This is a genomic window from Luteimonas changyuni, assembly GCF_039548395.1.
In the GTDB taxonomy this organism is placed as follows: domain Bacteria; phylum Pseudomonadota; class Gammaproteobacteria; order Xanthomonadales; family Xanthomonadaceae; genus Luteimonas.
In genome coordinates, this window is sequence record NZ_JBCLUZ010000003.1 from 104,985 (window position 1) to 123,603 (window position 18,619).

Sequence of the window (18,619 nt, forward strand, 5' to 3'; positions counted from 1 at the left end):
GCGTCAGTCCTCGACCATGCCGTCGAGCACGCGCTCCAGGTCGCGGTTCCACTCGGGCAGTTCGATCCCCCACTGCGCTCGCAGCGCGCCGGTGTCGAGCCTCGAACAGGCCGGGCGGCGCGCCGGGGTCGGGTATTCGCTGGTCGGCACCGGCACGATCCGCGGGCGCCCGGCGAGCAGGCCGCGGGCATGGGCGCCGTCGATGATGGCGCTGGCAAAGCCGTGCCAGCTGGTACCGCCCGAAGCCGTGAGGTGCCAGAGCCCGGACGGGCCTTGCGTCGAAGCCAGTACCGATGCCGTCACCGACGCGATCAGGCTGGCCGACGTCGGCGTTCCATGCTGGTCGTCGACCACGCGCAGTTCGTCGCGCTCACCCGCAAGGCGCAGCATCGTGCGCATGAAATTGTGCCCGTGGGCGTCGTAGACCCAGGCGGTGCGGAAGACCATGTGGCGCGCACCACTGCCGCGCACCGCCTGCTCCCCGGCGAGCTTGCTGGCGCCATAGACGCCCAAGGGCGCGGTCGGGTCGTCCTCGCGCCAAGGGCGGCTGCCGCTTCCGTCGAACACGTAGTCGGTCGAATAATGGACCAGCAGCGCGTCACGGCGGGCACAGGCTTCGGCCAGGGCGCCGGGCGCCTCGGCGTTGGCGCGGAAGGCGGATTCGCGCTCGGTCTCAGCGCGATCGACGGCAGTGTAGGCGGCGGCGTTGACCACAACGTCCGGGGCGATCCGCTCGACCAGGCCGGGCAGCGTGCCCGGCTGGTCGAAATCGGCGCGTTCGCAAACGCCCCCGTCGGGCAGCGTGCCGCTGCGGGTGGTGCAGACCACCTCGCCCAGGGGTGCAAGCGCGCGGCGCAGCGCATGGCCGACCTGGCCGTTGGCGCCGAGCAGCAGCAGCCTCAAGGCGCGTAGACCGGCAGCCGGTCCTCGGGCACGTCGGCCAGGAACGGCGCGCGCGCGTCCTTGTCCGACAGCGAAGGCGCGGCCACCGGCCAGTCGACGGCCAGCGTGGCGTCATTCCAGCGGAGGCCGGCATCGGCTTCGCGATCGTAGGTTTCCGTGCAGAGGTAGGTGAACACGGCGCGCTCGCTGAGGGTCACGAAGCCGTGCGCGAAGCCTTCCGGGATCCAGAAATGGCGCTTGTTCTCCGCACTCAGGACCACGGCGGTCCACTTGCCGAAGGTCGGCGAGCCGCGGCGGATGTCGACGGCCACGTCCCAGACCTCGCCTTCGGTCACCGACACATACTTGCCCTGCGGCTTCGGCCACTGGTAGTGCAGCCCGCGCAGCACGCCGCGCGAGGACGCGGACACGTTGCCCTGGACGAACGTCGGCGTGAGTCCGTGCTGCGCCAGCTTGTCGGCGTTGAAGGACTCGTAGAAGAAGCCGCGGTCGTCGCCGAACACCTGCGGCTCGATCACCACGCAGCCCGGCAGGCCGGTCTCCACGACTTTCATCGCACGACTCCGCGCTTGGCCAGCGACAGCAGGTACTGGCCATAGCCGTTCTTGGACAGCGGCGCAGCCAGGCGCTCGAGGTCTTCGTCGCCGATCCAGCCGTTGGACCAGGCGATCTCCTCGGGACAGCACACGCGCAGGCCCTGGCGGGCCTCGACCGTCTCGATGAAATTCGAAGCCTCGATCAGCGACTGGTGGGTGCCGGTATCGAGCCAGGCATAGCCGCGGCCCAGCTGCTCCAGGTGCAGGCTGCCCTCCTCGAGATAGCAGCGGTTGAGGTCGGTGATCTCGAGCTCGCCGCGCGGCGAAGGCTTGAGCGAGGCCGCGAAATCGCTGGCGCGGCCATCGTAGAAGTACAGGCCGGTGACGGCGTAGTTCGAGCGCGGGTTCGCGGGCTTTTCTTCCAGCCCCACGACCTTGCCGTCGGCGTCGAAGTCGGCCACGCCGTAGCGCTCCGGATCGCTGACCCAGTAGCCGAACACCGTCGCGCCGTCCTGGCGCGCGTCGGCGCGCTTGAGGATCTCGGTGAATCCGTGGCCGTGGAAGATGTTGTCGCCCAGCACCAGGCAGCTCGGCTTGCCGTCGACGAACTCGCGTCCGATCAGATAGGCCTGTGCCAGCCCGTCCGGGCTCGGCTGCACCGCGTAGCGGATGTCCATGCCCCACTGCGAGCCGTCGCCCAGGAGCTGCTGGAACAGCGCCTGCTCGTGCGGGGTGTTGATGATCAGCACCTCGCGGATCCCGGCCAGCATCAGCGCGCTCAGCGGGTAGTAGATCATCGGCTTGTCGTACACCGGCAAGAGCTGCTTGCTGATGGCGCGGGTGATCGGATACAGCCGGGTGCCGGAGCCGCCGGCCAGGATGATGCCGCGGCGCGCGGTCATGCTTCGGCCCCGATGCGTTCCAGGCGGTAGCTGCCGTCGAGCACGCGCTGCACCCAGGGCTGGTTGGCCAGGTACCAGTCGACGGTTTCGGCGATGCCGCGCTCGAAGCTGTATTTCGGCTCCCAGCCGAGCTCGTCGCGCAGCTTCGAGGCGTCAATCGCATAGCGGCGATCATGCCCCGGGCGGTCGGCCACGAACGCGATCTGCGACTCGCGTGGCTGCCCGTCCTCGCGCGGGCGGCGCTGGTCGAGCAGCGCGCAGATGGTCTTCACCACCTCGATGTTCTGCATCTCGGCGTTGCCGCCGACGTTGTAGGTCTCGCCCACGCGACCCTTGGCCAGCACGGTGCGGATCGCCTCGCAGTGATCGGTCACGAACAGCCAGTCACGCACCTGTTTGCCGTCGCCATAGACCGGCAGCGGCTCGCCGGCCAGGGCCTTGGCGATCACCAGCGGAACCAGCTTCTCGGGGAAGTGGTAGGGACCGTAGTTGTTCGAGCAGTTGGTGGTCAGCACCGGCAGCCCGTAGGTGTGGTGGAAGGCGCGCACCAGATGGTCCGAGGCCGCCTTCGACGCCGAGTACGGCGAATTGGGCGCGTAGGGCGTGGTCTCGGTGAACAGGCCGGTCTCGCCCAGGGTGCCGTAGACCTCGTCGGTGGAGACGTGCAGGAAGCGGAACGCGTGCTTGGCTTCGCCGTCCAGCGCCTTCCAGTAGTCGCGCACGGCCTCGAGCAGCGCCAGCGTGCCCACCACGTTCGTCTGCACGAAGGCCGCCGGGCCGTCGATCGAACGGTCGACGTGGCTCTCCGCGGCGAAGTTGATGACCGCGTCCGGCCGGTGTTCGGCCAGCAGCCGGGCGACCAGGTCGCCGTCGCCGATGTCGCCGTGCACGAAGACGTGGTCGGGGTTGCCTTCAAGCGAGGACAGCGTGTCCAGGTTGCCGGCGTAGGTGAGCACGTCGAGGTTGACGACGCGGACGCCCGCGGCGACCGCCTCGAGCACGAAATTGCCGCCGATGAAACCGGCACCGCCGGTGACTAGCCAAGTGGCCATGGTGGGGAAATCCTCCGGGAACTCCAGCCACCCCGGCCTGCTCCTGCGGCCGCGGACGATGGCTTGATCCGCCTAGGATAGCGGGCAGGCCCTGCCCGACCAAATCCGCGCCCACGCCTTGCACCGGCCTGCCTGGAGCGGCCTGCGCCACCGGCCCCGCCAAAGCGGGGTTTCCTCCACGTTTTCTGGCTTAGAACGGGATGTCGTCGTCCGAAAAACCGCCGTCGTCGAAGGGCTGCGCCGGCTGCTTCGGGCCGCCCTGTGCGTCACGGCCACGCTGCTGGTCCCCACCGCCGCCGCTGCCACCGCCACGCTGGTAATCCCCGCCGCCGCCGCCGCGCTGGCCGCCACCTTCGCCACCGCCACCGCGCTGGTAGTCGCCGCCGCCACCGCCGCGCTGGCCACCCTCGCCACCGCCGCCGAGCATCTGCATCTCGTCGGCGATGATGTCGGTGCTGTAGCGCTCTACGCCGTCCTTGCCGGTGTACTTGTCGGTGCGCAGCGACCCTTCGATGTAGACCTGGCGCCCCTTCTTCAGGTATTCACCGGCGATTTCCGCCAGGCGCCCGAAGAACTTCACCCGGTGCCACTCGGTGCGCTCCTGCTGCTGGCCGGACTGCTTGTCCTTCCAGGCATCGGTGGTGGCCACGCTGATCGTGGTGATGGTGGTGCCGCTCTGGGTGTACTTCACGTCGGGATCGTTGCCGAGGTTGCCGACGAGGATGACCTTGTTGATTCCGCGGGCCATGGACTTGGGTTCCTTGCGCTCTCCGCCGGGATTGGCAGAGGAAAAGGATGAGTATAACCGCCACCCCGCGGCCATCCGCCCGATGCCCGGCCCGCCGTCGGGCGAATCCCGCGCGGCCCGTAGGCCGGCGTCGGACCCTATAATGACGGCCCCCAGAACCGCGTACGACATGGATCAGACCGCCCCGGCCGCCCCGCCACGCCACGCCCTGCCCCTGCCGGAAACCCAGGCCTTCGCCGCGCCCGACATGGCCGCGGTCGACGCCCTGATCCGCCGCCGCCTGGCTTCGGACGTGGTCCTGGTCAACCAGGTGGCCGAGCACATCGTCGCCGGCGGCGGCAAGCGCCTGCGTCCGATGCTGCTGCTGCTCGCGGCGCGGGCGTTGGGCCACCAGGGAGCCGACGCGCACCAGCTGGCGGCGGTGGTCGAGTTCATCCATACCTCGACGCTGCTGCACGACGACGTGGTCGACGAATCCGACCTGCGCCGCGGCCGCAGCACCGCCAACGCGGTGTTCGGCAACGCGGCCAGCGTGCTGGTCGGCGACTTCCTGTATTCGCGCAGCTTCCAGCTGATGGTCGAGCTGGGCTCGATGCGGGTGCAGGAGATCCTGGCCGACACCACCAACCGCATCGCCGAGGGCGAGGTGCTGCAGCTGCTGCACGTACGCAACCCGGACGTGGACGAGGCCGCCTACCTGCGCGTGATCGAGCGCAAGACCGCGATCCTGTTCGCCGCGGCGACCCGCCTGGGCGCGCTGCTGGCCGGCGCGGACGACGAGGTGCAGCAGCGCCTGCACGATTTCGGCCTCAACCTCGGCATCGCCTTCCAGATCGCCGACGACGTGCTCGACTACAGCGCCGACGAGGCTGCCCTGGGCAAGCACCTGGGCGACGACCTCGCCGAGGGCAAGATGACGCTGCCGCTGATCCACGCCATGGCGCACGCCGGTGACGACCTTCGCGCGCGCCTGCGAACCATCGTCGAGGAAGGCGACGTGGACGCGCTGGACGAGGCGATCGGCGCGATCCGCGCCAGCGGCGGCCTGGAATACAGCATCGGCCGCGCGCGGGAATACGCCGCCCTGGCCGAAGCCGCACTCGACGGGCTTGATGACAACCGCGCCGCAGCCGCCCTGCGCGGCCTGGTCCGCCACGCCGTGGACCGGGGCGCCTGACGCCCTGGACCCGGGCGCCTAACGCCCAGGACCCGGGTGGCAACGAGTCCCGTGGGAGCAAGTCCTGTGGGAGCGGCTATAGCCGCGATCGATCTGTCCCGCGTCACGACCATGTCACGTCCACCGCGAGCTGTTCCACCATCGCGGCCATGGCCGCTCCCACAACGCTTTCAGCCAGGATTCGACGAGGCGATGCCCAGCCCCGGGATCGCCGAGATCGCATCCGGATCGAAGCCTCCAAGCCGCGCGAAATCCCGGCCACGCTCCACGTAGTCGCGGTAGGGACCGAAGCTCGGCGCGCCCGGCGACAGCAGGATGACGTCGTCCGCGGCCGGCCGCGGGCTGGCAGCCAGCGCGTCCCGGGCACCGGCGAGCGCGCCGGGCAGGTCGGACGCCTGGCGCAGGTCGAAGCCGCCATCGCCCGCCACCTGCGCCAGCAGCGCGTGGATGCGTGGGCCGTTCTGCCCCGTGGTGACGATCACCGCCGGCGCCTGCGTGCGCATGCGTGACGCGAAGTCCGACCAGTCCAGGCCGCGGTCATGCCCGCCGACCAGCAGCGCCACGCGTCGGTCCCGGTACACATCGAGTGCGGCCAGGGTGGCGTGCGGCGTGGTGCTGATCGAGTCGTTGACCCAGGTGGCGGCATCGCGCGTACCCAGCACCTGCAGCCGGTGCGGGAGCGGACGGAAGCCGCGCGCCGCCGGCGCCAGCGCCACGGCGTCGTGCCCCAGCGCCTCGATCGCCGCGAGCGCCGCGCACAGGTTGCCGCGGTTATGGCGGCCGGGCAGCGGCACGTCGCGGGTGTCGAACAGGGCCTCGCCGCCACGATGCAGCACGTCGCCGCGCAGGTGCCAGCCGTCACCGCGCCCGTACCAGCGCACTTCGGTGGCGGGATCCAGCCGGGCGCCCAGCGCCGCCAGCCGCGGATCGGCGGCGTTGAGCACGGCAATCCTCGGCCTCGCCCGCGTCACCAGCGCCAGCTTGTCCTCGATGTAGCGGTCTTCGCTACCGTGCCAGTCCAGGTGCTCGGGGAAGATATTGGTGACCACGGCCACGTCCGGGCGCACGCCGCCCGCGGCCACGTCGCCGGTCTGGTAGCTGGACAGTTCGACCGCCCAGGCCTCGGCGCGCCCGTCCAGCAGTTCCAGCAGCGGCAGGCCGATATTGCCGGCCAGCGCCGTGCGCACGCCGCCCGCGCGCAGCAAGTGGGCCAGCAGCGCGGTGGTGGTGCTCTTGCCCTTGGTGCCGGTGACACAGGCGACGCCGCGCGCGATGCCATCAGCGTCCGCCCGCTCGCCGAACCACAGCGCGGTACCGCCGATGAACGCGGTCCCCGCATGCGCGGCCAGGAGGGCCTCGGGCCGGTAGGGACTGATGCCCGGCGACTTCACCACCACGTCGAAGGCGGAGAGGCGGCCAGCGCTGGCATCGGTTTCGACCGTCAGCAGCCCGTCGCCGAGCGCACCTGCCGACGCGGCTTCTTCAGCGGCGCAGAACAAGGTCAGCGCCTGCGTGGGAAGCCTGGCCCGCAGCGCATGCCAGGCGGCGCGACCCTCGCGTCCCCAGCCCCACAGCGCGACCCGGCGGCCCTCAAGCTGCGAAATACGCATGCAGCCGGCTCCAGACCGCGTCGGGAATGCCGTGCTCCGGATCGGCCACCAGCAGCGGCGCGATCTCCAGCCCACCGGCGTCGATCTGCGGCAGGATCTCGCGGCCGAAGCGCTGCACCACCGCGTCCTCGCGCCACTCCGGGCGCGCCGCCAGCGCCGCCATCGCCGCGCGCGACTCACGCGCCTCGCCCACGCATTCGAAGGGCTTGTGGTCGTGGTATTCCATCAGCGCGTCGTAGCCGGGAATCTGCGCGGGATCATCAAGCAGGTTGCGACCGAGGATGCCGACCAGGCGCGGCTTGGGCATGAACGGCGCCAGCGCCAGGAACACGAAATGGCACTTCGGGCAGGCCCCGCACCAGCGGCTGGTGGGGCGCTCGCCAAGCAGGTGGAAGTTGCGGTTGCAGCTGGAGAACCAGGCGTCGTAGCGATCGCTGCGCGCGAACTGGCGCGCCACCGCCAGCTCCGACAGCGGCCGCAGCAGCGAGTAGTAGCCGAGGTCGGCCGCGACGTGCCGCTTGAGGTAGCCGGCAAAGGCCTGCTCGAAGGCCCAGCCCTTCGACCACTGGTGGTTCACCTCGCCGGTGCCCTCGATCAGGCTGCCGTAGCTTGCCGAGCGCTCGTTGGAGAACACCACCTGGTCGACGCCCAGCACCACCGCGGCCAGGGCCAGGATCGCCGAGTTGATGGCGGTGACCGGGATGTGGCCGTTGTACGCGCCCTGGCGGTTGTACTCGAACAGTTCCGCCGCAAGCTGACGCTGGATGTTGAGCGTCGGCAGGCCGGTGCGTTCGGCGCAGGCGCGGATCAGCTGCGAGCCGCCGATCCAGGACACCGTCTGGTCGATGCCCGCGGCACGCAGCGCTTCGATGGACACGAGCGAATCCTTGCCCCCGCCAATGGCAACCAGCGCGTGGCGGCGGAGTCCCAGCGCCGGCGCACCCGCTGCGCCATCGGCGCTTCGCACATCGTCCGCCCGCCGCGGGAAGCGGATCCGGCCATGGAGGTCGAGCCCATTGCGGTACGCGAACTCGCCGAGGCCCTGCAGGTAGATCTCTTCCAGCAGCATCGCGGTGTCGTGATCGATGGCATATCCATCGATGCGGATGTCCTCCGGCACCGCCGCCTTGTAATAGCTGACGCCGGCGACCAGGTGCAGCAGGCGGAGCGCCTGCGTGACGGCTTCCATGCGCGCGCCGTCGAGCCTGAACGGCGCGCCGGGCACGACCACCGTCTCCACCAGCTCCGGCCCGCTGTCGAACGCGTACACAAGCCGCGCGACGCCGGTGCCGGGATCGAAGCTGCAGTCGACGAAGCGGAAACATGCCACCGCCGTGCGATCGAACACGATGTTCATTCCCTGCTCTCCGTGCGCACGCTTTCCAGGAGCACGCCTTCCTGGAGCACGCTTTCACCCGGCAGCGCGCGCAGGTTGTAGGTATTGGCCATGGCCATGCCGTAGGCGCCGGCGTCGGCGACCAGCAGCACGTCGCCCGGCGCGGTACTGCACGGCAGCGGCCGCTGGTGGCCGAGCACGTCGCCGGATTCGCAGATCGGGCCGACGACGTCGAACGCCAGGATGTCCCCGCCCTCCGGCCGCGACAGGTTGTGGATGTCGTGCCAGGCCTCGTACAGCGCCGGCCGCATCAGCACGTTCATGCCGGCGTCGGCGCCCACGCGGCGCACGCCGCCCTTCTCCACCACCTGGGTGGCGGTCAGCAGCAGCACGCCGGATTCGGCGACCAGGAAGCGACCCGGCTCGATCGCCAGGCGATAGCCCGGATAGGCCGCCTTCACCTCTGCCAGCCCCGCGGCCCAGGCCTCGAGGTCGAAGGGTTCATCGTCCTCGCGGTAGGGGATCGGCAGGCCGCCGCCGATGTCGATGGTGTCGATGCTGCCGATGCGCTCGGCGATCCCGCCCAGCGCGTCGCAGACCTCGCGCCAGTGGTCGGGCGTGTCGACGCCGCTGCCCAGGTGCGCATGCAGGCCGGTGATGCGCACGTCGATGCGGCGCGCGGCGGCGACGAAGTCCGCGATCCGGTCGACCTGCAGCCCGAACTTCGATGCCAGCCCGCCGGTGCGTACTTTCTCGTGGTGGCCTTCGCCGCGGCCCAGGTCGACGCGCAGCCACAGCGCGCGCCCGCGGAACACGTCGGGCCGGCCCTCCAGCGCCTCGACGTTGTCGAGGGTCACCGTGGCGCCGCGCTCGAACGCCAGCGCGTATTCGTCCATCGGCGCGAAGCTCGGCGTGAACAGCACCCGCGCCGGATCGAGCTCGGGCAGCACCGAGAACACGTGCGCGATCTCGCCGGCGGACACGCATTCCAGGCCGAAGCTTTCCTCCACCAGCAGCCGCAGGATGGCCGGGTGCGGATTGGCCTTGATCGCATAGAAGCGGCGGTCGACCGCGGCCACCGCCGCCAGCTGGCGGGCACGGGCGCGCACCATGGCAAGGTCGTAGGCGTAGCGCGGCGTGCCTTCGGCGGCCAGCGCAAGCAGCGCGTCGCGGCGCGCATGCCACCACGGCGCCGGGCGCCGGCGCAGGCCGCCCTGGATCTCGCGCCAGCGCGGGCCGAAGACCTCGGCTTCGCGCACGGGCATCGCACCGCTGGCGATGAGTTCTTCGTGGAGTTCCTGCATGAGTCCCTCTGCGTCGGCTTCGTCGATGACGAAGGTCAGGTTGAGATCGTTGGACGACTGCGAAATCAGGTGCACGCGTTCGCGGCCGAAGGTGGCCCAGACATCGGACAGTTTGTGCAGCAGCGAGCGCATGCCGCGCCCGACCAGGGTGATCGACGCGCAGGGCGCGATCACCTTCAGCCGGCAGCTGCGGGCAAGGTCCGCGGACAGGCGCTCGAGCACGTCGGTGCTGACCAGGTTCTCGCTGGGGTCGAGCGACACGGTGACGTTGGTTTCCGACGAGCCGATCAGGTCCACCGACAGGCCGTGGCGGCGGAAGCATTCGAAGATGTCGGCGAGGAAGCCCACCTGCTGCCACATGCCGATGGTTTCCATCGACACCAGGACCACGCCGTCGCGGCGGCTGATGGCCTTGACGCCGGGCACGGTGTCGGCGCCGCCGTCGATGCGCGTGCCCGGGAGTTCCGGGCGCGCGGTGTCCAGGATCGCCATCGGCACGCCGGCGTCGCGGCAGGGCTTGATGGCCCGCGGATGCAGCACCTTGGCGCCGGTGGTGCAGATTTCCTGGGCCTCGGCGTAGTCCAGCCGCGCCAGCAGGCGCGCGTCGGGCACCTCGCGCGGGTTGGCGCTGAACATCCCCGGCACGTCGGTCCAGATCTCGACGCGCTCGGCACCGAGCAGCGCGCCGAAACAGCCCGCCGAGGTGTCGGAGCCGCCGCGGCCCAGGGTGGCGGTGCCGCCGTCCTCGTGGCGGGCGATGAAGCCCTGGGTGAGCACCATTGCGTTGGGCTGCGCGTCGAAGCGCGGGCGCCAGGTGCCCCCGACCTCGCGGCGGCATGACACCGACAGCCGGCGCGCCCAGTCGTTCTGGTTGGGCAGCGACTCCGCCTGCAGCCAGTCGCGCGCATCGCACCAGCCGAAGTCCAGGCCCTGGGCACGCAGGTAGGCCGCGCCCAGCGTGGATGACAGCAGTTCGCCCTGGGCCAGCAGTTCGGCCTGCCATGCCAGCGGGCGACTGGCGGCGCGCGGCTCGGCCACCAGGGTGCGCAGGGCATCCAGCCGCGCCCCGACCGCCGCGTCCGGGTCAAGCCCCAGCGCCACCGCGAAGGCACGGTGCCGCTCCACCAGGTCGTCCAGCCGAACACGGGCGTCGGCCGCGCCGTCCGCGATCGCCGTGAGCTCGTTGGTGACCCCGGACAGCGCCGAAACCACCACCAGCACGCGGCGGCCGCCTGCGGCGCGCGACGCGGCAAGGCGTCCGATGGTGTCCCAGCGCTCGCGCTGCGACACCGAAGTGCCGCCGAACTTGAGCACGATCCAGCGGGCGGATTCGGGAATGGTGATCATGGCGTCGGGCGTGGGCACAGCCTGCAATTCTAGCCGCGTGCATGGTCCCGGCGCTGCCCGGCCGGCGCCCACCGGACGCCTGGCGAGCCCCTGGCGACGGCCGCAGGCCATCCCGGCGCGGGCGCCGCGGCTACACTGGCGCGCCCGCGCTGGAGCTCCCGATGACCGCACGTCCCTACGTCCAGCTGGACGTGTTCTCCGACCGCGCCGGCGCCGGCAACCCGCTGGCCGTCATTCCCGACGCCGGCGACATCAACGACGCCACCATGCAGGCGATCGCACGCTGGACGCGGCTGCCGGAAACCACCTTCGTCTTTCCCTCGCCCACCGCATCGGCCGACTACGCCGTGCGCATCTTCAGCCCGCGCCGCGAGGTTCCCTTTGCCGGCCATCCCAGCGTCGGCACCGCGCACGTGCTGCTGGACCGTGGCCTGGTCAAGCCGCGCGACGGCATCCTGGTCCAGTCCTGCGCGGTCGGCGAACTGCCGCTGCGCGTGGACGGCGAAGGTGCGTCGCGCACGGTCGCGGTGCGCACGCCGCGCGCGAGCGTGGTCGAAGTCGCCGGCGCCGACGATCCGCGCCTGCGCGATGCCCTGGGCGGCCTCGTCACGGGGGCGCTGCCCCCGGTGCTGATGGACGGCGGCCGCCGCTGGTGGCTGGCCGAGCTGCGCGACGAAGCCGAACTGCGTTCGGCGACGCCCGACTGGGCCGCGATCACGGCCCTGGCCGAAGCCACCGGGGCCATGGGCCTGTGCGCGTTCGCGCGCAGCGAGGACCCGGTCTATTACCTCGCCGTCCGCGCCTGGGTGGGCTCGCCGGCGCCGTTCGAGGACGCAGCGTCCGGCGCGGCGAACGCGACGCTCGCCGCGTGGCTTGCCGAACGCGACGCTCTGCCCGGCGACGACGGCTTCTACCGCATCAGCCAGGGTCGCGAAGTCGGGCATGACGCCATCATCGAACTGCGCGTCGATGCCGACGGCGAAGTCTGGTCCGGCGGCCGCGCGCGCAGCATCGTCAGCGGCAGCATCGACTGGTAGCCCCGCCGCCCCCTTGTAGCAGCCGCGCCTGTGGGGAGCCGCGCGTGTGTAGCCGCGCCGCTTTTGTGGGAGCCGCTATAGCGGCGATCGTGGCAATCGCAGCTGTAGCTGCTCCTACAGGTGGGGCGCTTTCGTGGGAGCCGCCATGGCGGCGACTTCGGCCTCGTACACCGGTCGCCCATCGACCCAGGTCGAGCGCACGGTGAGCGAATCGAGTTCGCTGCCGGGGATCGCCAGCGGATCCTCGCCCAGCACCACGAAATCCGCGCGCAGGCCCGGGACCAGGCGGCCGGTTTCGTCCTCGTCGAACGCCGCCCGGGCCGCGCCGGCAGTGAAGCCGTACAGGGCCTCGGCCGCGGTCAGCGCCTGGTCCGGAAGCCATCCGCCCGGCGGATGTCCATGCACGTCCTGGCGGGTCACCGCGGCAAGCAGGCCAAGTCGGGGATCGGGGAACTCGACCGGGAAGTCCGAGCCCAGCGCCAGCGGCACGCCGGCCTTTTCGAAGCTGCGCCAGGCATAGGCACCGGCAAGCCGCGCCTCGCCCAGGCGCTCACCGGCCCAACCCATGTCGGATGTGGCGTGCGTAGGCTGCATCGACGCGACCAGGTGCAGGCCGGCGAAGCGCGCGATGTCACCCGGCGCCATCACCTGCGCATGTTCGACGCGCCAGCGGTGGTCGCCAGCCGAATCTGTGCCCAGAACGCGCCCGTAGACATCAAGCACCAGGCGGTTGCCGCGGTCGCCGATGGCATGGGTGGCCACCTGCAGGCCGCAGCCGTGGGCGCGGCGCACCGCGGCCTCGAAGTCCTCTTCGCTCTGCACCAGCAGGCCGCGGTTGCCCGGATCATCGCTGTAGTCCTCGATCAGCGCCGCGCCGCGGCTGCCAAGCGCGCCGTCGATCATCAGCTTCACGCCGCGCATGTCCAGCCGGCCCGAGGAATGGCTGTAGTGCCCGTCGCGGCAGAGTTCGTCCACCAGGCCGCTGTCGCGCTGGGCGTAGGCGCGCACGCGCAGGCTGAGCGCGCCGCGGTCGGCGAAGCGCTTCATGCGCTCGAGCCCGCCGCGGGAGGTGCCCATGTCGTGCACGCCCGTGAGGCCGAGGCCTGCGACGTGGCGAAGCGCACGCTCCAGCGCACGGTCCTGCCATGCGTCGTCGGGCGCGGGTGCGGCGGCATAGACCGGCTGGGAGGCCATGTCGATGAACACCCCCGTGGCCTGGCCGTCTTCGCGCAGCACCAGGCCGCCTTCGGGCTGCCAGTCGCCGGACAGGTCGCGCCCGGCCGCGCGCATCGCCGCGCTGTTGGCCCAGGTCGCGTGTCCGTCGATGCGCTCGAGCACCACCGGGCGCTCCGGGAAGGCGGCGTCCAGCACCGCGGCCGTGGGGAACGCGCTGTCGGGCCACAGGTTCTGGTCCCAGCCACGGCCCATCAGCCATGCGCCCTGCGGCAGGTCCTTCGCGAACGCCTGCAGGCGCTGCACGATTTCGTCCGTGCTGCGCGCGCCGACAAGATCGGCCTGCATCAATGCCTCGCCCAGGCCGATGAGGTGCGCATGGGCGTCGATCAGCCCCGGGATGACCGTGGCGTTGCCGGCATCGATGCGCTCGGCGTCGGGGTGCCGCGCGGCCAGCGTTCCGGCATCGCCGACGGCGAGGATGCGGCCGTCGGCGCCCCAGACCATCGCGGTGGCCACCGGCATGTCCGCATCCGAGGTATGGATCTGCGCCGCGGTCAGGAGCTTTTCGCCATCGGCGGCGAGGACGTTTCCGGCCAGGGCAAGCAGCACGCTTGCGATGGCGGGGGCGAGGATCGTGGCGGCGTTGCGGCGCATGCGGCGTGGCTCCGTGGATGGACCGCGCCGACTATGTCCGCGATCGCGCGGCGGGGCAACGTGCCCTTTTCGCCCGCAGCCCGCCGCGCAGCTCCGACACCGCCGATCCTCAGGCCAGGAGTTCGGCCTCGAGCGTGATCGGCACCGCCGACAGCGCCTTGGACACCGGGCAGTTCTTCTTGGCGTCGTCGGCGATGGCGCGGAACTTCGCGTCCTCGATGCCCGGCACCTTGGCCTTGGTGAACAGCCTGATCGCGCTCAGCGTCGGCCCGCCTTCCATCGACAGGTCGACCTCGGCGCGCGAGTCCACCGACTCGGCCGGATGCCCGGCTTCGGCCAGTGCATTGGCCAGCGCCATGGTGAAGCAGCCGGCGTGCGCCGCGGCGATCAGCTCTTCCGGATTGGTGCCCTTCTCGTCGCCGAAGCGGCTGTTGAAGCCGTAGCGGGTGTCCTGCATCAGCCCGCTGGCCGGGGTGCTGATGCTGCCGCGGCCGGACTTGAGGTCGCCTTCCCAGTGTGCGGTGGCCTTGCGCGAGATGCCCATGGTGGTGCTCCGTTCTTCATATGGACCCGACACGCTAGCGGCTCCATCGTTACGCCGGCGTTTGGCGATCACGGCGTTCGGCGCACCCTGCCCAACGCGCATGCTGCGTCGCAACGCGACGCCCGCGCACGCGCCGCGCTACTGTGCCTTTCCGCCATGACCGCCCGCCGTGTGCAGGCCCGGTCGCAGCATGCGACGGACAGCCATGACGTCCTTTCCGCCCAGCCAAGGGAGAAACGGACTCATGTCCCATGCAACCCAAGACATCCGCAACGTGGCCCTCGCAGGCCACCCTGGCGCCGGCAAGACCACGCTGTTCGAAGCCCTGCTGCATGCCGGCGGCGCGATCCAGGCGGCAGGCAGCATCGAACGCGGCAGCACGGTCTCCGACTTCGATCCGCTGGAACGCTCGCGCGGGCATTCCATCGATGCCGCGATCGCCGGCATCGACCACCGCGCGGCGGACGGCAGCCGCGTCCACATCAACCTGCTAGACACGCCGGGCTACCCGGATTTTCGCGGCGCCGCGCTGTCGGCGCTGTCGGCGGTGGAGACGGTCGCGGTGGTGGTGGACGCCGACACCGGGATCGGACACGGCACCCGGCGGATCATGGAGCACGCCGCGCGCCGGGGACTGGGCCGCGCCATCGTGGTCAACCGCATCGACGCCGAGGGCGCGGACTGCGCGCGCCTGCTCGGCGAGCTGCGCCGGGAGTTCGGCCCCGAAGTGCTGCCGGTCAACCTGCCGGCCGAAGGCGGGACGCGGGTGGTCGACTGCTTCGCCGGCGGCGGTGGCGACAGCGACCTCGGCCCGGTCGCGGAGTGGCACCGGCGCATCCTCGACCAGGTGGTCGAGGTCGAGGAGTCGGTGATGGAGCACTACCTGGACGGCGGCGAGTCCGCGCTTGGCCGCGACGAGCTGCACGACGCCTTGGAGCAGTGCCTGCGCGAAGACCACCTGGTGCCGGTGTGCTTCGTCTCCGCGCGCACGGGCACCGGCCTGCGCGAGTGCCTGGACACCATCGCCGGCCTGTTCCCGCACCCGGGCGAGGCGAATCCGCCGCCGTTCAAGCGCGGCAGCGGCGACGGCGCGAACGCGGTGGCCTCGCGCCCGGACCCCGACGCGCACGTGATCGCCGATGTCTTCAAGATCATCAACGATCCCTTCGTCGGCAAGCTCGGCGTGTTCCGGGTGCACCAGGGCACGGTGAGGCGCGACCAGCAGCTGTTCGTCGACGACGCCCGCAAGCCGTTCAAGGTCGCGCACCTGTACCGGATCCAGGGCAAGGACCACGTCGAGATCGAGCAGGCGGTGCCCGGCGACATCGCCGCGGTGGCCAAGGTCGAGGAGCTGCACTTCGACGCCGTGCTCCACGACAGCCACGACGAGGACCACATCCACCTCGAGCCGATGGCCTACCCCCGGCCGATGTTCGGCCTGGCGGTGGAGGCCGGCAGCCGTGGCCAGGAGCAGAAGCTCGCCACCGCCCTGCACAAGCTGTCGGAAGAGGATCCCTGCTTCCAGGTCGAGCACGACGCCGAGACCAACGAGACCGTGGTGCGCGGGCTCTCCGAGCTGCACCTGCGCATCCAGCTGGACCGCCTGCGCGAACGCCACGGCGTCGAGGTGCATTCGCGGCCGCCGCGCATCGCCTATCGCGAAACCGTCAGCGCCGCCGCCGAAGGCCATTACCGGCACAAGAAGCAGACTGGCGGCGCCGGCCAGTTCGGCGAGGTCATGCTGCGCGTGGAGCCGCTGCCGCGCGGCGCCGGATTCGAGTTCGTCGACGCGGTGAAGGGCGGCACCATCCCCGGCCAGTTCATCCCCGCGGTGGAGAAGGGCGTGCAGCAGGCGATGGCCGGCGGCGCCGTGGCCGGGCACTCGATCCAGGACGTGCGCGTCACCGTGCTCGACGGCCGGCACCACCCGGTCGACAGCAAGGAGATCGCGTTCGTGACCGCCGGGCGCAAGGCCTTCCTCGACGCGGTCGCCAAGGCTTCGCCGAAGGTGCTCGAACCCATCGTCGACCTGGTGGTGACCTCGCCCGAGGCGCACATGGGCGACATCAGCGGCGGGCTTGCCGGGCGCCGCGCGCGCATCCTGGGCACCGATGCGGCGCGCGGCGGCAACATCGTCGTCAAGGCGCAGGTGCCGCTGTCGGAGCTCGATGGCTACCCCGCCGAACTGCAGTCGGCGACCGCGGGACGGGGCCGTTATTCGCTTGATTTCAGCCACTACGAGCCGGTTCCGGCGCAGCTCCAGCAGGCACTGGCCGCTGCCTGGCATCCCGGCCGGGACGACGATTGAGCAGGGGCCGGGCGCGCGCGGCGCAGGAAAGATCGGGTTTTACCGCGCTTTCCACTTGGCGTGGCCCCGGGCATGCCCTACATTGCGATTGCCGACGGGGTCGGCCCGACTACCCATTACCGATAAACGGAATCACATAAACATGGCGAAGAAAGCAACCAAGGCGGTCAAGAAGGCCGCCCCGAAGAAAGTCGCTGCTGCCAAGCCGGCCGCGCCGAAGCCGATCAAGGACGCCCTGACCAAGTCCGGCCTTGTCGCGCACATCGTGGAGGGCACCGGCCTTGCAGCCAAGGACGTCCGCGCCGTCCTCGCCTCGCTCGAGGGCGCAGTGCACGGTTCGGTCAACAAGAAGGGCATCGGCAGCTTCACCCTGCCCGGCCTGCTGAAGATCACCTCGGTCAAGGTGCCGGCCAAGCCCAAGCGCAAGGGCATCAACCCGTTCACCAAGGAAGAGCAGTGGTTCGCCGCCAAGCCCGCCTCGGTGAAGGTCAAGGTGCGTCCGCTGAAGAAGCTGAAGGACGCCGCTGCCTGATCGCAGCGCTCCAGTGCTCCACCTGCTCGGGACGGCAATCGCCGTCCCGAGTTGTTTCCGGGCAACGGCCACGTTTTCGCAACACGCCTGCGCGCATCCTCGTCCGGTCGCCGGCCGCATGCCGGCTCCTCCCCCGCACCACAGGGCACACGCATGAACCTGCAAGGCTTCCTCGACCACCTCCTGAAGTCCCAGTCCGCCACCCAGGCGCCGGGCGCGCAGCCATCGACTGGCGGCAGCCTGCTCAATGCCGACTTCGGCAAGGGCGCGATCACCGGCGGCGCGCTTGGCCTGCTGCTGGGCAAGAACAAGTCCACGCGCAAGCTTGCGACCTATGGCGGCCTGGCCGCAATCGGCGTGATGGCCTACAAGGCCTACGGCGACTACAAGACGCAGCAGGGCAATGCGCAGGCCGCTCCGCCGCAGACCGTCGACCGGCTTCCGCCGCCGCAGGCGGCGCTGCACAGCGAGGCGATCCTGCGCGCGCTGGTGGGCGCGGCGAAGGCCGACGGCCACATCGACGAGCGCGAGCGCGGGGTGATCGAGGGCGAGTTCGCGCGCCTGAACCCCGGCAGCGAAGTGCAGCAGTGGCTGCACGCCGAACTCGCCAAGCCGCTGGATCCGGCCGAGGTCGCCCGCGCGGCGACGACGCCTGAAATCGCTTCGGAGATGTACCTGGCCAGCCTGATGGCGGTCGACGAGCAGAACTTCATGGAGCGCGCCTACCTCGACGAGCTCGCGCGCCAGCTCAAGCTCGACGAAGACCTGCGCCAGCGCCTGCAGAACGAGCTCCAACGCGCCTGACGTGCCCGCGCTCGTCCGCCTGCTTGCACGACTGGTCGCCTGGCTGTTCGTCCTGGCAGCGCTCGCTGCACTGGCGTACTGGGCCTGGGACCAGCCGTTCATGGCCAGGACGCGGACGCACTGGGAACTCTCGCGCATGCCGCCGCCGGTTGCGGTGGCGATGCCGGTCGAAGGGGTGGACGCCAGCAGGGTTGCCGACACCTTCGGCGCACCGCGCGGGCGGGACCGCAGCCACGAGGGCGTGGACATCTTTGCCGCGCGCGGCACGTTGGTGACGAGCTCCACGCGCGGCATCGTGACCGCAGTGCGCGAAGCTGGACTCGGCGGCCGCCAGGTCTGGGTGACCGGTCCCGCGCGGCAGCGCCACTATTACGCGCACCTGGACGACTGGGCGGAAGGCATCGCGGTCGGCGACGTGGTGTGGCCCGGTGATCCACTGGGCACGGTGGGCGACACCGGCAACGCACGCGGCACCCCGCCGCACCTGCATTACGGCATCTACGGCGAAGGCGGCGCCATCGATCCGCTGCCGTTGCTGCGTGCACACGGGCGTGGCGCTACGTCAGTAGACGCGACGACCGCGCGGCCGTGATCGACGGCCACGCGGCACGGCGCTAGGCTTTGGCCATCGCGCGGCGGCACCGCGCTC

The 18,619-nt window shown here is 70.9% G+C and carries 16 protein-coding genes; 6 read left to right on the top strand and 10 right to left on the bottom strand.

Annotated elements, in window-relative coordinates:
- Positions 1-3 precede the first annotated feature (3 nt).
- The 5 genes from rfbD to ssb all read right to left on the bottom strand — a co-directional run bounded on the left by rfbD (position 4) and on the right by ssb (position 4,141).
- Complete coding sequence (gene rfbD / locus WCD84_RS02165) at positions 4-903, bottom strand: dTDP-4-dehydrorhamnose reductase (RefSeq protein WP_343280264.1); 900 nt, start codon at positions 901-903, stop codon at positions 4-6.
- Complete coding sequence (gene rfbC, locus WCD84_RS02170; protein ID WP_343253815.1) at positions 900-1,457, bottom strand: dTDP-4-dehydrorhamnose 3,5-epimerase; 558 nt, start codon at positions 1,455-1,457, stop codon at positions 900-902. The genes rfbD and rfbC overlap by 4 nt, the downstream gene beginning before the upstream one ends.
- A complete protein-coding gene (rfbA, locus tag WCD84_RS02175; RefSeq protein ID WP_343253816.1) occupies positions 1,454-2,341 on the bottom strand; it encodes a glucose-1-phosphate thymidylyltransferase RfbA in 888 nt (295 codons plus the stop codon). The genes rfbC and rfbA overlap by 4 nt, the downstream gene beginning before the upstream one ends.
- Positions 2,338-3,393 carry a dTDP-glucose 4,6-dehydratase gene (gene rfbB, locus WCD84_RS02180; protein WP_343280265.1) on the bottom strand — a complete coding sequence of 352 codons (1,056 nt, stop codon included), beginning with the start codon at positions 3,391-3,393 and terminating at the stop codon, positions 2,338-2,340. The genes rfbA and rfbB overlap by 4 nt, the downstream gene beginning before the upstream one ends.
- 190 nt (positions 3,394-3,583) lie before the next feature.
- Positions 3,584-4,141: a single-stranded DNA-binding protein gene (gene ssb / locus WCD84_RS02185; protein WP_343280266.1), complete on the bottom strand. Its 558-nt coding sequence runs from the start codon at positions 4,139-4,141 to the stop codon at positions 3,584-3,586.
- A gap of 169 nt (positions 4,142-4,310) precedes the next feature.
- Here ssb and WCD84_RS02190 point away from each other — a divergent pair, with 169 nt between their 5' ends.
- Positions 4,311-5,318, top strand: coding sequence for a polyprenyl synthetase family protein (locus tag WCD84_RS02190; protein ID WP_343280267.1), 1,008 nt, complete (start codon positions 4,311-4,313; stop codon positions 5,316-5,318).
- A gap of 170 nt (positions 5,319-5,488) precedes the next feature.
- Here the strand turns inward: WCD84_RS02190 and murD are convergent, their stop codons facing one another.
- Genes murD through WCD84_RS02205 form a run of 3 tightly spaced genes read right to left on the bottom strand, consistent with a single transcriptional unit; the run spans position 5,489 to position 10,915 of the window.
- Positions 5,489-6,928, bottom strand: a complete 1,440-nt coding sequence (gene murD / locus WCD84_RS02195; protein WP_343280268.1) for a UDP-N-acetylmuramoyl-L-alanine--D-glutamate ligase — start codon at positions 6,926-6,928, stop codon at positions 5,489-5,491.
- Positions 6,909-8,285, bottom strand: a complete 1,377-nt coding sequence (gene murL, locus WCD84_RS02200) for a UDP-N-acetyl-alpha-D-muramoyl-L-alanyl-L-glutamate epimerase (RefSeq protein WP_343280269.1) — start codon at positions 8,283-8,285, stop codon at positions 6,909-6,911. The genes murD and murL overlap by 20 nt, the downstream gene beginning before the upstream one ends.
- Positions 8,282-10,915, bottom strand: coding sequence for a bifunctional aspartate kinase/diaminopimelate decarboxylase (locus tag WCD84_RS02205; RefSeq protein ID WP_449280051.1), 2,634 nt, complete (start codon positions 10,913-10,915; stop codon positions 8,282-8,284). The genes murL and WCD84_RS02205 overlap by 4 nt, the downstream gene beginning before the upstream one ends.
- A gap of 161 nt (positions 10,916-11,076) precedes the next feature.
- Between WCD84_RS02205 and WCD84_RS02210 the strand changes: the two genes are divergently transcribed.
- Positions 11,077-11,952 (top strand): PhzF family phenazine biosynthesis protein, encoded by an 876-nt coding sequence (locus tag WCD84_RS02210; RefSeq protein WP_343253823.1) that lies wholly within the window; start codon positions 11,077-11,079, stop codon positions 11,950-11,952.
- Positions 11,953-12,066: 114 nt separating this feature from the next.
- On the opposite strand, the gene WCD84_RS02215 is transcribed toward WCD84_RS02210, so the two are convergent.
- Together WCD84_RS02215 and WCD84_RS02220 are read right to left on the bottom strand one after the other, a co-directional pair.
- The gene (locus WCD84_RS02215) at positions 12,067-13,782 is read right to left on the bottom strand and encodes an amidohydrolase (RefSeq protein WP_343280270.1); all 1,716 of its coding nucleotides are present in this window, start codon (positions 13,780-13,782) and stop codon (positions 12,067-12,069) included.
- 109 nt (positions 13,783-13,891) lie between these two features.
- Positions 13,892-14,326: an OsmC family protein gene (locus tag WCD84_RS02220; RefSeq protein ID WP_343277686.1), complete on the bottom strand. Its 435-nt coding sequence runs from the start codon at positions 14,324-14,326 to the stop codon at positions 13,892-13,894.
- A 244-nt stretch (positions 14,327-14,570) separates the two neighbouring features.
- Between WCD84_RS02220 and fusA the strand changes: the two genes are divergently transcribed.
- The 4 genes from fusA to WCD84_RS02240 all read left to right on the top strand — a co-directional run bounded on the left by fusA (position 14,571) and on the right by WCD84_RS02240 (position 18,562).
- The gene (gene fusA, locus WCD84_RS02225) at positions 14,571-16,634 is read left to right on the top strand and encodes an elongation factor G (protein WP_343280271.1); all 2,064 of its coding nucleotides are present in this window, start codon (positions 14,571-14,573) and stop codon (positions 16,632-16,634) included.
- 142 nt (positions 16,635-16,776) lie between these two features.
- Positions 16,777-17,166, top strand: a complete 390-nt coding sequence (locus WCD84_RS02230) for an HU family DNA-binding protein (RefSeq protein WP_343253826.1) — start codon at positions 16,777-16,779, stop codon at positions 17,164-17,166.
- A gap of 153 nt (positions 17,167-17,319) precedes the next feature.
- Positions 17,320-17,970 (top strand): tellurite resistance TerB family protein, encoded by a 651-nt coding sequence (locus WCD84_RS02235; protein WP_343253827.1) that lies wholly within the window; start codon positions 17,320-17,322, stop codon positions 17,968-17,970.
- Between the two features lies 1 nt (position 17,971).
- Entirely contained in the window at positions 17,972-18,562 is a 591-nt protein-coding gene (locus tag WCD84_RS02240) for a M23 family metallopeptidase (protein ID WP_343280272.1), read from the top strand.
- Positions 18,563-18,619: the final 57 nt, after the last annotated feature.

What these genes read in the sequence shown, in the direction of transcription:
- rfbC (WP_343253815.1), bottom strand. Translation starts at nt 1,457, where the DNA reads ATGAAAGTCGTGGAGACCGGCCTGCCGGGCTGCGTGGTGATCGAGCCG.
- rfbA (WP_343253816.1), bottom strand. Translation starts at nt 2,341, where the DNA reads ATGACCGCGCGCCGCGGCATCATCCTGGCCGGCGGCTCCGGCACCCGG.
- rfbB (WP_343280265.1), bottom strand. Translation starts at nt 3,393, where the DNA reads ATGGCCACTTGGCTAGTCACCGGCGGTGCCGGTTTCATCGGCGGCAAT.
- ssb (WP_343280266.1), bottom strand. Translation starts at nt 4,141, where the DNA reads ATGGCCCGCGGAATCAACAAGGTCATCCTCGTCGGCAACCTCGGCAAC.
- WCD84_RS02190 (WP_343280267.1), top strand. Translation starts at nt 4,311, where the DNA reads ATGGATCAGACCGCCCCGGCCGCCCCGCCACGCCACGCCCTGCCCCTG.
- murD (WP_343280268.1), bottom strand. Translation starts at nt 6,928, where the DNA reads ATGCGTATTTCGCAGCTTGAGGGCCGCCGGGTCGCGCTGTGGGGCTGG.
- murL (WP_343280269.1), bottom strand. Translation starts at nt 8,285, where the DNA reads ATGAACATCGTGTTCGATCGCACGGCGGTGGCATGTTTCCGCTTCGTC.
- WCD84_RS02205 (WP_449280051.1), bottom strand. Translation starts at nt 10,915, where the DNA reads ATGATCACCATTCCCGAATCCGCCCGCTGGATCGTGCTCAAGTTCGGC.
- WCD84_RS02210 (WP_343253823.1), top strand. Translation starts at nt 11,077, where the DNA reads ATGACCGCACGTCCCTACGTCCAGCTGGACGTGTTCTCCGACCGCGCC.
- WCD84_RS02215 (WP_343280270.1), bottom strand. Translation starts at nt 13,782, where the DNA reads ATGCGCCGCAACGCCGCCACGATCCTCGCCCCCGCCATCGCAAGCGTG.
- WCD84_RS02220 (WP_343277686.1), bottom strand. Translation starts at nt 14,326, where the DNA reads ATGGGCATCTCGCGCAAGGCCACCGCACACTGGGAAGGCGACCTCAAG.
- fusA (WP_343280271.1), top strand. Translation starts at nt 14,571, where the DNA reads ATGTCCCATGCAACCCAAGACATCCGCAACGTGGCCCTCGCAGGCCAC.
- WCD84_RS02230 (WP_343253826.1), top strand. Translation starts at nt 16,777, where the DNA reads ATGGCGAAGAAAGCAACCAAGGCGGTCAAGAAGGCCGCCCCGAAGAAA.
- WCD84_RS02235 (WP_343253827.1), top strand. Translation starts at nt 17,320, where the DNA reads ATGAACCTGCAAGGCTTCCTCGACCACCTCCTGAAGTCCCAGTCCGCC.